This window comes from Streptococcus caprae (assembly GCF_042649745.1).
GTDB classification, from domain to species: domain Bacteria; phylum Bacillota; class Bacilli; order Lactobacillales; family Streptococcaceae; genus Streptococcus; species Streptococcus caprae.
Window position 1 is genome coordinate 108202 of sequence record NZ_JBHRZV010000052.1, and the last position, 15133, is coordinate 123334.

The 15133-nt window shown below is 32.7% G+C and carries 11 protein-coding genes and 2 pseudogenes; all 13 read left to right on the forward strand.

Going from position 1 to position 15133, the window contains the following annotated elements; all coding sequences use genetic code 11:
- Positions 1 to 4 precede the first annotated feature (4 nt).
- Entirely contained in the window at positions 5 to 1900 is a 1896-nt protein-coding gene (locus ACFORF_RS09930; RefSeq protein WP_380427792.1) for a M13 family metallopeptidase, read from the forward strand.
- Between the two features lie 217 nt (positions 1901 to 2117).
- Positions 2118 to 3002, forward strand: a complete 885-nt coding sequence (locus tag ACFORF_RS09935; protein ID WP_380427794.1) for a helix-turn-helix domain-containing protein — start codon at positions 2118 to 2120, stop codon at positions 3000 to 3002.
- Positions 3003 to 3429: 427 nt separating this feature from the next.
- Complete coding sequence (locus tag ACFORF_RS09940) at positions 3430 to 3558, forward strand: hypothetical protein (RefSeq protein WP_380427796.1); 129 nt, start codon at positions 3430 to 3432, stop codon at positions 3556 to 3558.
- Between the two features lie 145 nt (positions 3559 to 3703).
- On the forward strand, positions 3704 to 3838 hold the full coding sequence (locus ACFORF_RS09945; RefSeq protein ID WP_380427798.1) for a hypothetical protein: 135 nt from the start codon (positions 3704 to 3706) through the stop codon (positions 3836 to 3838).
- A gap of 147 nt (positions 3839 to 3985) precedes the next feature.
- Positions 3986 to 6865, forward strand: a complete 2880-nt coding sequence (locus ACFORF_RS09950; RefSeq protein ID WP_380427800.1) for a thiopeptide-type bacteriocin biosynthesis protein — start codon at positions 3986 to 3988, stop codon at positions 6863 to 6865.
- Complete coding sequence (locus ACFORF_RS09955; protein ID WP_380427802.1) at positions 6828 to 8006, forward strand: lanthionine synthetase LanC family protein; 1179 nt, start codon at positions 6828 to 6830, stop codon at positions 8004 to 8006. The genes ACFORF_RS09950 and ACFORF_RS09955 overlap by 38 nt, the downstream gene beginning before the upstream one ends.
- Positions 8003 to 9628, forward strand: a complete 1626-nt coding sequence (locus ACFORF_RS09960; protein ID WP_380427804.1) for an ATP-binding cassette domain-containing protein — start codon at positions 8003 to 8005, stop codon at positions 9626 to 9628. The genes ACFORF_RS09955 and ACFORF_RS09960 overlap by 4 nt, the downstream gene beginning before the upstream one ends.
- Before the next feature lie 487 nt (positions 9629 to 10115).
- Complete coding sequence (locus tag ACFORF_RS09965; protein ID WP_380427806.1) at positions 10116 to 10511, forward strand: RNA polymerase sigma factor; 396 nt, start codon at positions 10116 to 10118, stop codon at positions 10509 to 10511.
- Between the two features lie 319 nt (positions 10512 to 10830).
- Complete coding sequence (locus ACFORF_RS09970; protein ID WP_155963033.1) at positions 10831 to 11067, forward strand: DNA-binding protein; 237 nt, start codon at positions 10831 to 10833, stop codon at positions 11065 to 11067.
- An 86-nt stretch (positions 11068 to 11153) separates the two neighbouring features.
- Positions 11154 to 12662, forward strand: a complete 1509-nt coding sequence (locus tag ACFORF_RS09975) for a tyrosine-type recombinase/integrase (protein ID WP_380427808.1) — start codon at positions 11154 to 11156, stop codon at positions 12660 to 12662.
- Positions 12663 to 12749: 87 nt separating this feature from the next.
- A pseudogene (gene rbgA, locus ACFORF_RS09980) lies at positions 12750 to 12860 on the forward strand (ribosome biogenesis GTPase YlqF); the annotation flags it as partial.
- A gap of 55 nt (positions 12861 to 12915) precedes the next feature.
- On the forward strand, positions 12916 to 14280 hold the full coding sequence (locus tag ACFORF_RS09985) for a DUF4982 domain-containing protein (protein WP_380427810.1): 1365 nt from the start codon (positions 12916 to 12918) through the stop codon (positions 14278 to 14280).
- Positions 14281 to 14365: 85 nt separating this feature from the next.
- Positions 14366 to 15133 (forward strand): annotated as a pseudogene (locus ACFORF_RS09990) (IS3 family transposase); the annotation flags it as partial.

Sequence of the window (15133 nt, forward strand, 5' to 3'; positions counted from 1 at the left end):
TACGATGACTGCAAATAATAATTTTTATAGATTTGTAAATGAGAATTGGGAAAAGTCAGCTACAATACCATCTGATTTAGCCGAAATGGATTCATTTACAGAAATTCAAGTAGATATTGAAAAAAAAATTCAACAGTTTTTGTCTGTATCTAAAGATAATTTTATAGATATGAATGAACATGTTACCAGTGATGATTATATGGTTGAATTTATTAAATACTATACACTCATATCTGACTTTGAAAAACGAGATAAAATTGGCATAGAGCCAATAAAAAAAATTTTAGATTTGTATCAAGGAATAGAAAGTTTTGCTGATTTTATTGTCAAACTGCCAGAATTAGAGTTGTCTGGTAATCCTTCTTTAATGCCTTTTTCAATTGAGCCAGATTTTAAAAAGTCAAATACAAATGTACTTTGGGCTTGGGGCCTAAAAACTATATTACCAGATACATTATTTTATACAGAGCAGTATCAATATGGCAATAATCTACTTCAACAATGGAGACAGTGCCAGCTTAATTTAATTTCAAATTTTGGGTTCGAATTAGCAGAAGCAGAGAGCATGCTGGATGATATTATCTATTTAGATAGAATAGTATCTGAGTTAAATATTTCTAAAGAAGAAATGTCCGATTATAACAATATTTATAATATATATCCTTTTTCTGAATTCAATAGTTGGAATGAAGAAATTGATTTTGGAAGCTACTTTTATGATTTAATAGGGGAAATACCTGATGTTATCATAGTGGCTGAAGAGAAGTTTTGGAAAAATTCAAGAAAAATTTTTTGTTCTGAGAACTGGAAATATATAAAATCATTACTGATTTATCAGGTAATCCTTACTTACGCTGCTTATTTAACTGAAGAAATTCGTATTTCTTCTGGTGAATTTGGAAGATACCTTTATGGAATTAAAGAAGTAAGAAATAAAGATAAAGAAGCATTCTACTTAGCACAATCTTTATATATGCAAGCTATAGGAAATTGGTATGCGGATAATTTTTTTTCAGAGGATATTTTTTTAAGGGTTGAAAGGATAGTTGAAGATCTTATAGAAGAGTATAGAAAAGAGCTTTTAGCAAATACTTGGTTATCAGCTAGTACTAAAAAAATAGCTTTAGAAAAATTGGATAAAATGAATATTCAAGTTGGGAAGCCAAGTAATTTGCCACCTACATATCAATTTAAAAAAATAAATTTAGATAAAACTTTAATTGAAAATATGCAAATGATTCTCGCAGATTCTATTAGCTATATGTGGAAGCAATGGAATAAACCAATCGATAAAAATCAGTGGAATATTTCAGCACATACAGTAAATGCTCTATATGATTTCAGAAGAAATATGATAATCATTCCAGCTGCTATACTTAATGAACCTTTTTTTTCTGCTGACTATACTTTGTCTCAAAATTATGGTGGCTTAGGTACTCTCATTGCACATGAAATTTCACATGCTTTTGATTTAAATGGCTCAATGTTTGATGCGGATGGGAATAGAGGAAGCTGGTGGTTAGATTCTGATTACCAAGAGTTGATGAAAATTTCTAGCAAATTCAATAAACAATGCCTTGCAAAAGATAAAAGTTTAGTTAATAAGATGACTATTTCGGAAGATTTAGCTGACTTAGCGGGCCTGATTTGCTCACTTAATTCATTGGTTGGTAGAGAAGGATATAGCTTGGAAGATTTTTTCACAACCTTTGCAAGATGTCATCGATCAATATTGAATAAGGAGTATGGTGAAATTCAAGAAGTTTTAGATGTTCATTCTCCCAATGAGGAGAGAGTTAACGTCCCACTATCTAATCTTAAAGAGTTTCATGAGACATTTGGAGTTGGCCAAGGAGATTCTATGTGGAGATGTGAAACTGATAGAGTTAAGGTTTGGTAGATTAAATATTGTATAATTGTGTTAAGTAAATAAGGTTGGATTCGGATGAACTTTTGATGACATGAGTGATGGAGGTATTGTAGTGTCTTATACTAGATAATCTCCACAAGTCCAAACTCACTGGCAGGTAATCTTGTTTCGGAATGACTTATTCTAAGTGCATAACTTGGACTTTGGCAGTAGTTCACTGCATTAAATCAAATATAAGGAGTAATATGTGAATAGTTTACTGGCAACGAGAATGAGAGAGCGTCGTTTAGAGCTTAATTTATCACAAACTGAACTTGCTCAAGGATTATGTGAGCAGGCGAAAATTAGTAGAATTGAACAGGGGAAATATGTTCCAAATTCAGATTTGTTACATTCACTGTCTCAGAGATTAGATGTTAAATTAGACTATTTTTATGATAAGACAACGACTGCAGAGATTTCTCAGATTACACAACTAAAAGTAATATTAGAAAAATATATTGCATTACAGGATTTTGCATCAGTTAAGTATATACTTGACTTGGAATTATCTACTCAAAAATCGATAAAATATTCTATTGCTGATAAAATATATCTTACCTGGATTGAATCTTTAGTTTTGTTCTACCATGATAATAAACAAAAAGAGGGCTTAAAAAAATTGAGAAAAATAATTTCTCAAATAGGTAGTCAAATAGATTCTCATCTTTATCTAAAGAATACATTATTAAATTTTTTATTGGAAGAAAAGGGTTCAAACTTTATAGAATTAGAACAAGTTTTTTTAGAGATAGTAGCTGAGTTGAGAAGAAGTGATTTATCTAAAATAGAGAACTTGAAGAACTTAATCAAAATTAGATATAATTATTGTCGGCAATTATGGTTGTTAGGTAATAGAACAGAGCAGGCAATTATAGAAACTCTTGAGACTATAGAAGTCTGTAACGATTATCAATCAAGGTTTCTGTTAGCGGAATTATATTGTTTATTAGGTAATATAAGCGAAGGGTTTCATGAGAAAGAACAGGTAAAAGCATACTATCAACGATCGCAGTTTCTTTTTCAACTAGCTAACAACGAGAAGATGAGTTTAGAGTTAAGTAGGTACTTGTATGAAAACTTTTCAGCTTAATAGTGGTATTTTGTAAGTATAAATAACAGGTAGAAAAATTAGATAAAAATATTTCACATATAAACCAGGCGGAGATTTATAGTAATTTAAGTCCCCGTCTTGTTTATGTGTGATTTTTTGTTGTATTTTAGGAGGGTGATGCTGATGAAGTTGAGCCTCATACTAATCTTTACTTGTCTTTTTCCTATTAGATTACAGTGTTTATAACCAGAATATGTCTTTATTTAGCCTAGTCCGATTACATATTAACGTAGAGCTTAACTAATACTAAACTGCCACCTCCATATGTATCAATTGATTATATTTCCTTTTTTTGTTATATTTTATTTACATAAAAAAAAAAAAAATGCAAAATAGACATAAAAAGTTATTGACAAAATGTTTTTAGAGAGCTATAATTGAAAAAATAAATTAAGGAGCAGTTACGATGAAACGATTATCTAAATTCTTTATTATTACTTTGTTGCTCTCTCTTGCATTTGTAAGGAGTCCAATTACACGTTCTTCAGTTCATAATGGTGTTGATCCAGGTCCAGCTAATGGTCCAAGTAAATAGATAGGAAATATTGGGGAGATGTAATAATTGAATTGTTTCCCCAGTTTTCCACTAAGTATTACCTAAATCGGATTAATACTTAGTGGAAAGCTATGGTAGAAAACAGATTGCTCACATAGTTAAAAAAATATTGGAGGTATTCCGCATGGAAAATGTAAAAAATGAGTTGTTGGTAACGCTTAAAATCGATACTAAAACGTTGTCTATTGGACAGTCTGAACAGAAAATGAAGCATACAGGCGGTTCAGGTGGATGTTCTTCAACACCAAGCTGTCATTAAAAAAATTGCAATTTTAAATGATTTTCATAATTTATTGCAATCTGGTAAATTGTGAAAAAAGTAAAGAGTATCTGTTCTTGTTATTAACAAATAGAAATGTATTATTTGTATAACTAAGAATAGATACTTTTTTAGGAGAGAGATTTTATGATAATATCCAACGATGCTATAGTAAGAGTAAGTAACTTCCAGATTAATGATATAGAGAAATTAATACAAAAATTAGACCATTACTTCGTAAGAGAAGATTATATTCATTTTGTTGATCAAGTACTAGTAAACAAAGAATTAAAAAAAGCAATTTATATTGCCTCACCAGTGTTTATTTCAAATTTGCAAAATATTAGAAACTATAGTATCAAAAAACAAAGAAAACTTTGTATATCACTTTATAAATATATATTAAGAGCGGCCTATAGAGCAACTCCGTTTGGAAGTTTTGCAAAAATTGGTAAGGTTGATTTACATAAAAAATCTGGTGAAGATTGTTTAAAAACATTAGGAAGTACAAAAAGTTATATATATTTATCACCCGAAATTTTAGATTATTTCTATTATGAAATATTGGATAAACTAGATTTCAAAAAAAGTGATTTGAAGTGTTATTTGAACGCTGCAATACAAAATAGAAAACATTTTCTTGATTTTTATCTACCATCGATCATTGAAGATGAAAGAGAGGGAAATAGACTATATTTTTACAAAAATGATGTGCTAAACTTGCTTGTTGAATCTTTAATGAAGAGCAGTTATACATTATCAGATTTAATTATTCTTTTAACTTCTCAATTCCCTCAGTACTCCGAATCGTTATTAATAGATTTTATAAAAGAGCTTCTTAAACAAAAGCTAATAATTCTCAATATATATCCTCTTGATATGAATATTGACACTGTCCTGCAACTTATGGAGACATCACATAAACATTTTAAATCTATTGAATATTTAGGTAGTCTTTTGCAATTAATGGATTCATATTCTAAAAGTAAAAGTCTGGATATTTTAGAAAAGATAGATTATTTATTAAAAGAGATAGACACTTCTGAAAAATATATAATCAATGAAAAGCTATCAAGTGAAAGCTCAATTTCATTATCAAATGATAAAATTCGAGATATAACAAAATTTGCAGACTTTATCATGTCTGATTTTAATAAATCCTATAGCAGAGATAGACTTCAGGTTGAACAATATAAAGATATATTCTCCGAACGTTATGGTTATTATAAGTCTGTAAATCTTGTTGAATTATTCGATGATATTAAGGGACTTGGTTCTCCATTTAGTAAGGATATTGTAATTGATCAAAATCTAAGAGAAGAAAAGTTATGGGAAGATGAATTAAAGACTTTGTATGAATTTGACGAAGACGAAGTATTTAACTTAGCAAGGTTGAAAAATGCAAAACGTAATGAAAATATAAGAGGATTTGATTTAAATTTTAACATATATGGAAGTGATAAAAACATCATATTTTCGTTAGGACGTTCAGCGTATTCTAGAACTCCAAGAGGATATCATGGTCGATTTGATTTTCTAGAGTTGAATGAAACCTCCTCATTTACTCATGGAATCATATACTATCCAAAGGATAAGAAAATAAAGAATGTGGTTACAGCAAATAAGAATCACTACAAAAATAATATTGTTATAAATACATATAAGAATAATGATACAGATTTATCTTTATCAGAGGTATATGTTGGAATATCAAGTGATCATGAATTTTACTTACATGATAATATTGGAAATAGAATTATTGTGGATATGAGAGGTATGATGAACTTAGATTTGAGCAATGATTATATAAAATTTTTAGGTTTACTTAACTCACAGACCGACCGAATAGGTGGCTTTTTATCAAAATTAGAATCATTATCACCTGTACATCAAAAAAGAATTGTTTTCAATAAAATTATTATTATACCTGAGAAGTGGACATTGCACCAAAAGCTATATAAGGAGAGTTCCTCTGACTCTCTGTTGGAATTTTTAAATAGAAACGGTGTACCTAGTCAGTTTGCTTTGGCAATAAATGATCAAATATTAAACCTTGATACTAATAGATGTATTGATATGGAATTATTGGAAGAAATCTTTAGAAGAGAGGAAATGATTGAAATTTATGAAGATTTAGGATTTATATATGGTAGATCACCAGAGGGTAGATTTGCGTCTGAACTAACATTTACATTATTTGATAATAATTTAGAGGTTAGTGATTACCATATAAATCCTATTATAGATAATAAAGATAGATTTCAAAGTCTTTTGGATGGTGAAGGGTGGTTTTACGCTAAATTATATTGTTCTAAAAATTTACAAAATTATCTTTTAGAGTACATAGCTGATTATGTTGCAACAAATAGTATTTCTAATTGGTTCTATATAAGGTATCAAGATGACAGACCACATATCAGGCTGAGGATATATCTTCATAGTAATGGTGCTAATTCTATACAAGAAGTCTTTTCTTTTATCAGTACAGCATTAACTTTAGAATACATTGATGATTATTCTATTTGCCCATATGAACGGGAGTATGAAAGATATGGGGATGGCAATTATAACCTAATTGAAAAATTCTTTATGCTGGATTCTAAGTTATGCTTAGATATTTTAAAATTAAGAGGTAGCTTAAGAAACACTGAGTTCAAAAGTCTTAATGTTTATGTGGCGATAGGTTTATTACAACCTTTCTTAGAAAAAATAGAAAATCAGGAATTTATTTTTCGACAAAAATCCAATAAATTGGATAAATCTGAAGCTAACTTAATAAAATCTGAATTGAGAAATAATAACTATTATTCTAGATGCCAAGAACTAAAATCATATAAAGAGTGTAAAGATTTACTGAAATTGATAATAAATCAGCGAACAGTACCATATGAACAGCTAGCTGATAGTCTATTACATATGCACTTCAATAGATTATTTGGTGATTTGGATTTAGAATTTAGGTATAGAAATTATATTTTAGAGGTGCTCAATGCAGCAAAAAACGGAATTAGAATTAATATCTATTAAGGATTGTTTAGAGAATTTCTCTAATTTTGAAGATATTTCACTATTAAATGGTACATCAGGATATTTGTTATTACTACTTAATCTATATTCAATAGATAAGAATATATACTACGAGGAGCTTGCCATAAGTGTAATACGAAAAACGAACCTAAATTTTGTTGTAAATAGGGAAAATAGAGGCTTGTGGTCTGGACCGCTTGGTTTTGCTTTTGTATTAAATTTGTGGAGCAGGTATTCAAATAACGAAATATTTGAACAATTATCACAAGAATTAAATTTAGTTGCGGAAAGTATCATTCGAACCTTTTTGGAGGATAAGATAGAAGACTTTCAACGCAGTGAAAATATAGATATAATTTATGGACTAGCTGGTGGACTAATCTATTTCACATCTTTAAAAACATATAATCGGAGGTTCCGTCTTCCGAATGATTTGATGGAAAAAATAGTAGAAATTTTTGATAAATTGAGAATTTATGAAATAGCTACAACAGTAGAAGCAGGACGACAAAGTTTAAAAAATCGTTCCAAAGGGAACATTCATATAAATTTTAGTATGTCGCATGGAATCATTTCACTTGTTAATTCACTTACATTTTTTGATTTCTCTAATATCAATTTTTATAGATATAGTTTAGATTTTATTGAGAATGTTTATAAACAATTTAGTAACTTAAGTTTTAGAATTTCAGAATACATTGCAATAGACGAAACAATGAAAATTACTCCAATATATTCTAGAGATACTATAAATTATTCATGGTGTTATGGATTGTATGGTCACTATATTTTTTTAAAAAATAATGATTATGTGATTAAAGATGATCTTTTAAAAATGCTTTTGGAGGAAGCTCAAAGATTAGTAAGATGTAGAAAGAAAACCAATAATGTTAGTTTTTGTCATGGGTTGTCTGGCACGTTATATTCGTGTTGTGATGTTATAACGCCCGATGAATCAGAGGAATTTGTAAAATTAATAGAATCAAACTATTTTGATAATGAGGTTTTATCAGAGTATAGCGAATGGGGAATACTAGATGGTAAGCTTGGTATTGCATTGGTTACTCTATCACTCAAATTTAAAAGAAGAATTATTGGTGAAGAGATTTTTGGTATAAATTGTAACGGAGACATAAGTTGAATATTAGGACATATCTAATTAGATGTAAGAAAGAAAATTTAATTTGGCTGTTTTGGATTTTCATTAATTCACTCTGTGTGTTTTTAAATGGAATGCTTAGTGCCAGAGCAATAACAACACTGGTAAATTTTAACTTGAGAGAGTTTATTATTTACAGTACAGCAATTTTGTTAGTAAATATATTGTGGGTTGTTCAAATTTATCAAGGGTCAAAAGCAAATGAAAAAGCTATTCAAGCCATGTGTAATGAGATAAGAAAAGATATTTCATTGAAATTAGAAGAAGCGGGGATTGAAAATTACGAGAAAAAAAACAAGTCTACATATCTATCATGGATGACAAATGATATTGAGACAATAAGTGATCTTGGATTCGAAACATTAGAACTAATGCTGATGCAGTCGCTTAATATATTTTTTGCGATTATTGCATTCCTTAGTTTTCATTTTTCGTTGCTGTTCACGATTACTGTTTTCTTCATTACAATGATTAAACTACCAAAAATTTTTACTTCAAAATTGGATAAGAATGCTCTGATTTTTTCCGAAAAAAATGAAGAATTAGTTCAAGCGGTAGATGATGTATTATCGGGTTATAGGAATTTAAAGAATAATAATAAGATTTCTTTCATGACTTCAAAAATTATTAGTTTTGCGAATAGGTATTCGGTTGCAAAAATAAATTATGCTAAAACTTTAGGTGGATTAATGGCTGTCCAAAATGGTACAAGTTTTATTAGTCAAATTACTATTTTAATTCATGCAGGTTGCCTTTATTTCCTCAAACTTATCCCTCTTGGAGGTGTGTCTTCATCACAATATTTTTCTTCAATAATTTTTGCAGGCTTGACGGGACTAACTGCAAACTATGCAGAATTCAAGTCAGTAAATAAAATTTTTGAAAAGTTTGAAAATATTGATAGTGAATGGAGTGAAGTAGAAGTAAATAATTCGTTATCAATTGAAAGTGAAAAATTAAAGGGGAGTTTTATCTTAGATAATATATCGTTAGAACGAAGCAACTCTTCAATATTTAGTGATTTCTCATTGGAGTTTTATGCCAATCGTAAATATGCAATAATTGGGAAATCAGGTATTGGTAAATCAACATTATTAAAGATAATTAATCAAGAATTACATCCTTCAAAAGGAAATATTTATTTTGTCAATAATAATGCGGAGAAATTTTCATTGACGAATTTACAAGAGAGTATAAGTTATATTTCTTCTGATGACCATATATTCAACGAATCAATAATTTTCAATTTAACTCTTGGTAAAAGTATACCAAAAGCAGATATTGATAATGTTTTAGAACGAGTCTATTTGAAGGAATGGATTGATACATTACCTCAAGGTTTAGATACTATCTTATCTCAAACTAAAATTGATATTTCCAGTGGTCAGAAGCAACGTATTATGCTAGCAAGGTTATTTTTGGAGGACAAACCAATCTGGCTTATTGACGAGGGAACGTCTGCAATTGACGAACAAATTCGAAAGGAAATCGAACGTGATATTTTAAAAGATAGGGGTAAGACAGTACTTTTTGTAACTCATCATTTGAATAATGAGATAACATCTTTGTTTGATGAATGTATAGACTTAAACGACTTGGTTTAGTAAGAAGTACATTGTTTCCGTTTACAAGTGGCTCGTAACGAAAGTTTGGTGAGTGATGGATAACCCGAATTTTAGAGGTTATGTAGATAGACAATTTATAAATAGAAATGCGCCATTTGTTATTTAGCAGTTGGCACAGACCGTCTGTAAAAAAGAATATTTCTACATAGCTTTTCGAGTGGATATATGGTAACTCTTCTAGTTCTATTTTGGGGCGGAGAGTTACGATCCTATTTGATGTGTATTTGTACTATCTGATTGAGTTAGTTTCCTCAATACTAAACTAAGTGCTAATATTATTTACGGCTATAATAAGCTAAGCGATAGAGCAGTTTGCTTTATCGTTTTTTATATTTTTTTGTGAAAACATTGGTAAAAATACCAGATTTTTCACTCTTAATAGTGAAGTCCAAAAATTGAGAGTGTTTTATGAAAAATCGTTCACCACCGTTTCTTGCCTTATCAAATCTATATAAGGAGAAATAAGATGGAGTATTTTATCTATGTGAATGGGATAAAAGTCCCTGTTTCCAAAGAAATATATTGTGAGTATTGGCGATTGACAAATCGAGAAAATTATCTTAATCGATTAGAGGTCCAATATCGTGTTAGGCCATTTTCAGATTATATTGACAGTCAATTAATAAGTGTTATGACTGATGAGAAAATGGATGTTGAAAGGATTATTGAGACTAAAGAAATCTTGCAGCTACTGTATGAATCTCTGCTTACGCTTAATGATGATGAGTATACTCTTGTCAAGGACTTGTTTTTTGAGGACAAAACATTAAGTGAAATTTCTCGGTCCGAAAAAGTTTCTATCTCAACAGTTGCTAGACGGAGAGATAGAATTTTGAATTATCTCAAAAAATTATTGGAGTAGGGGGGTAAAAGCTGTCAAATTTTCACTCTATATAGTGAAGGGGAACTAAAGTTCTTGTTATTGCCCGTTGACAACTGAATAGACCAATGTGGGACTTTCTCACTTGTCAAGCAATTTAGTCGGATACGCTAGGATATGAGCGAGCAATATCAGCTATAAAATAGGTCGGTCACCTATCTGCCAGGACAACAAGTGAGGATAATGATACTTCTAACCGTTTAGGCTGCCAGCGAGAAAGGACAGCGGGTGTAATCCCCATGTAGAACCTAACCAGTTCTACCCACGGAGGTCATAAATTATAGAGTATAGGGAGGCAGATGTGAAAGTAAAATATGTGCCTGTTGAAAATGCAGTAGCAGAATGGGGAGATAAAAAGTCTCTTCTGAAACGCTGGGAAGGATTGAATCAGTACACCTTGAATCGCTGGATTACTGAGATGCGAGATCATCGACAATTTAGACAATACGTTATTAATCCTACTCATAAGTTGGTTTTTATCAACCTTGATGGATTTGAAGAGTTTTTACGCTGGAAGCAGCGAATAGCGGTAAAATAAGGGAAATCGTGCTATAATGGTAGATGGTTATTTCTATCCTTAAGCAATTCTCAGATTTCTCAGAATAACAAATGAGGTGATGAGAGATGTATTATAGAACGAAAGAAAATACTAAGGGAAAGGTTCGTTATGAAGTAGTAGAAAAATACAAAGACCCTTTAACTGATAAATGGAAAACCGCTGTGGTCTCCTATGAGAAAAATACTTCCAGAGCTCGTAAGCAAGCAGAGCGGGAATTGATGGACAAAATCGATAATTTAATAGGTCAAACAGAGTACCGCTTTAATCCCCAAAAAATTAAGACTTTTGGTGAATTAAAGCAAAGCTGGCTTGAAAATTGGGCAGTCTCAGTTAAGCCCCAGACTGTTAAACGTGAGAAACTTGTTATCAAGCGATTAGGACAGATCATTGGTGATGACTACTTGCTTAAAAAAATTACCCCTATGTTGATGAAGAAGAGTTTATCAACTTATTTGGAAAAATACGATGCTTCGCCATCAACAATGACACACATCAAGAGTACCTGTAATAAAATTTTTAATCATGGTGTCCTTTATAATGTCATTGATTATTCACCCATGTCTGTGGTAAAAATTGATATTCCTTTGGAGAAGAAGAGAGAAGCTAAGAAACGCCGTGAGGCAAAATTCTTAGAGATTCATGAGTTACATGCTTTCTTTGATACACTGAGCAGGCGTAGAAATCCAAATTACTATGATTTAGCGATTGTTCTACTGTTCTCAGGTTTACGTATTGGAGAAGCAGCATTCACTGAAGAAGATTTTGATCCAGATACTGGGGTACTGACGATTGATAAAGCTTTACAATATCATGATTTAAGAGTGGCTGATTTTCATTTTGGAGAAACAAAGACACTTAATGCTGATCGTGAGGTTGCGTTACCTAGAGTAGCCTGTGAGGCTATTTTAAGAGCGATTGAGCGTTCCAGAGAATTTAATCAATACATGATAGAGAACCCTAACGTCAATTTTACGAAGTCAGAAAGTATTTTTCGAACAGAATATGGTTCACCGATAACATCTCACTCATTTAGGGAAGTACTTGCACGAGTAGAAAAAGAATTGATAGGTAACTGTGAACAGAAATACGGTTTCAAATGGATGAAGCATGTCACACCACATTCTTTTAGGCACATGCACATTTCCTACTTGCAAAGTGAAGAGATGACTATTGCTATCTCAGATGTCATGGCACGAGTTGGGCATGCTAATTATGAGACAACGATGGGCTACACTCATCGAGTGAAACAATCTCAAGAGCATACGGTTCAGGCCCTTGATAAATTTGCAGAAGCACATCAATTCCAATTTGCTAGGCTTCAAAAATGGTCTTGTCAATATTCAGCCAAAATTAACGAGCTTATCGAACAGCATAAAACGGTTGGAAGTGTTGAGTTAACACTAGATGAATTTCGAGAGTATCTTGACCTCAGTCCGACCTATCAGCCTAGACATATTTCTGGAAACATCATTCCTAAAATAACCAAAGATATGTCAAAGCACTATCGTAATTTCCAGGTCATCTCTAATCGAGAGGGGAGCCAAAGAATTCTTGGCTATACCTTGACTTGGTGATGATATGTTTGGTGCCTGCTTGGTGCCTAGAAACAAAACAAGACACTCAAGGCTTGAAAACCCTTGATACGAAAGGATTTTACACACATGGCTAACATTCAATGGTTTCCAGGTCACATGTCCAAGGCTCGTCGACAAGTACAGGAGAATATAAAATTTGTCGATTTTGTGACTATTTTAGTAGATGCTCGTCTGCCCTTTTAAAAGCTTGTGATGAGTTGGGACTGTATGTCATGGATGAAACCTTTGACATGTGACGCGTTTTAAAGGGGATTTTGACTACAGCCTTGTCTTTGAAGACCAATGGCGCAAGGATGCGACAGAGATGGTTGAGACAGACTTTAACCACCCCAGTGTGATTCTCTACTCGATTGGAAATGAAATTCCTGAAATTGGAACAGCTCATGGTAGTCGACTGGCGAAAGCAATCCATGATCATATTAAGGCGATTGATGATAGCCGACCAACACTAGCGGGTATCAACGGTGTCTTTGCCGCAGGCGATAAGATGGGCCAAATCATGGGAGATGTTATGGCTCAAAATGCTGCTGAAGGGATTGAAATTGAAGGAAATGTCAATGACTTTATGACCCTGTTAGATACTAATATGGATAAAATTGTGGTTCATCCGGCGATTACGAAAACCCTTGAGTTTGCGACAGCCAGCACAGATATTGCTGGATACAACTACATGACAGCGCGCTATTATGGCGATGCTAAAGCCTATCCAAACCGCGTCATGGTCGGAAGTGAAACTTATCCACCAGCTATTGCTAGAAACTGGGATATCGTTGAGGAATTGCCGAGCGTTATTGGTGATTTTACTTGGACAGGCTGGGATTATATTGGTGAAGCGGGTGTCGGTGTACCAGCTTACGCCTTTGGGGAAGGAGGTTTCGGCGCACAATTCCCATGCCAATTGGCCTTTGCAGGTGATATTGACATTACTGGTTTCTGTCGTCCCCAGTCCTATTACCGTGAAATCGTCTTTGGCTTACGTGAGGCACCTTACATTGCCGTTCAAAATCCCAATCACTTTGGGAAAACCCTGATTAAGACTCCTTGGGTCTTATCGGATGCTACCCATTCATGGACCTGGTCAGGAATTGAAGGAAAACCAGTCGTCGTTGAAGTCTATGCCAAAGGCGATGAAGTAGCGCTCTACTTGGATGACATTTTGCTTGAGAAAAAAGCTATCGGTGAAGAATTGGGCTGTCTAGTGCGTTTTGAAACAGTCTACCAACCAGGGGAACTTAGAGCCGTTCTCTATCGTGACGGTCAAGTGGTATCTGAGTCAATTTTGGCCACAGCAGATAAAACCAATCCTTCATTGACACTTGAGCTGTCTCACCAAGGACAAGAATTGACTTATCTTGACATTGCCCATACAGATCAAAATGGTCAGGTCATTGGAGATGAAGATCTAACGCTTCATCTGACAGTAGAAGGTGCAGAGGTTCTAGGATTTGGCACTGGAAATCCTAAACCAAACGATCATTACCATAGCCTTGACACCACAACCTTCATCGGGCGTGCGCTAGCCATCCTCAAGAAAACCGCAGAAACCACAACCGTCACCGTTACAGGAGACAGTTTGACGGGAGAAATAGAGTTTTAAGCAAAAGAGTCAAATGTTAAACCCAGGACAATGAACTGCACCCCAAAAGTTAGACACAAAATCTAACAATTGGGGTGCTTTTTGTATGAAATTAAGTTATGAAGATCAATTAACAATTTATCATTTGAAAAAACAAGGGATGACATGGACAAAGATTGGAAAACTATATGATGTTAATATCTCTAATATAAAATATATGGTTAGACTCATGGATCGATATGGCGTAGAGATTGTTAAGAAAAGTAAAAATAGATACTATTCTCCTGAATTAAAGCAAGAAATTATCGATAAGGTTCTTCTTGAAGGGTATTCTCAATTATCAGTTTCTCTCGATTATGGACTCCCTAATCGAGGAATGCTTCCGAACTGGATAGCACAATACAAGAAAAACGGTTATACTATTGTTGAGAAACAACGAGGGAGACCATCAAAAATGGGACGTAAACCGAAAAAGAAACCAGAAGAGATGACAGAATTAGAGCGTCTTCAAAGAGAATTGGAATATCTTAGAGCGGAGAATGCTGTGCTAAAAAAGTTGCGAGAATACCAATTGAAGGACGAAGCAAAGCTCAAAGAGCAACAACAATCGTTCAAGAGTTAATCAACGAGTTCCCTTTAGCGATGTTACTCGAAATCTTAGACTTAAGTCGTTCAACTGACTACTATCAATTAAAACAATTGAATAAAGGGAGAAGGATAAGGCACTCAAAGCTGAAATCAAGTCCATTTATGACGAACATAACGGGAATTATGGTTATCGTCGTATTCACTTAGAATTACGAAATCGTGGATTTATGATTAACCACAAGAAGGTCCAACGTTTGATGAAAGTGATGGGCTTAGCGGCTCGTAT

Coding starts and splice junctions, on each gene's coding strand:
- ACFORF_RS09930 (WP_380427792.1), top strand. CDS start 5: ATGACTGCAAATAATAATTTTTATAGATTTGTAAATGAGAATTGGGAA.
- ACFORF_RS09940 (WP_380427796.1), top strand. CDS start 3,430: ATGAAACGATTATCTAAATTCTTTATTATTACTTTGTTGCTCTCTCTT.
- ACFORF_RS09945 (WP_380427798.1), top strand. CDS start 3,704: ATGGAAAATGTAAAAAATGAGTTGTTGGTAACGCTTAAAATCGATACT.
- ACFORF_RS09950 (WP_380427800.1), top strand. CDS start 3,986: ATGATAATATCCAACGATGCTATAGTAAGAGTAAGTAACTTCCAGATT.
- ACFORF_RS09955 (WP_380427802.1), top strand. CDS start 6,828: ATGCAGCAAAAAACGGAATTAGAATTAATATCTATTAAGGATTGTTTA.
- ACFORF_RS09965 (WP_380427806.1), top strand. CDS start 10,116: ATGGAGTATTTTATCTATGTGAATGGGATAAAAGTCCCTGTTTCCAAA.
- ACFORF_RS09975 (WP_380427808.1), top strand. CDS start 11,154: ATGTATTATAGAACGAAAGAAAATACTAAGGGAAAGGTTCGTTATGAA.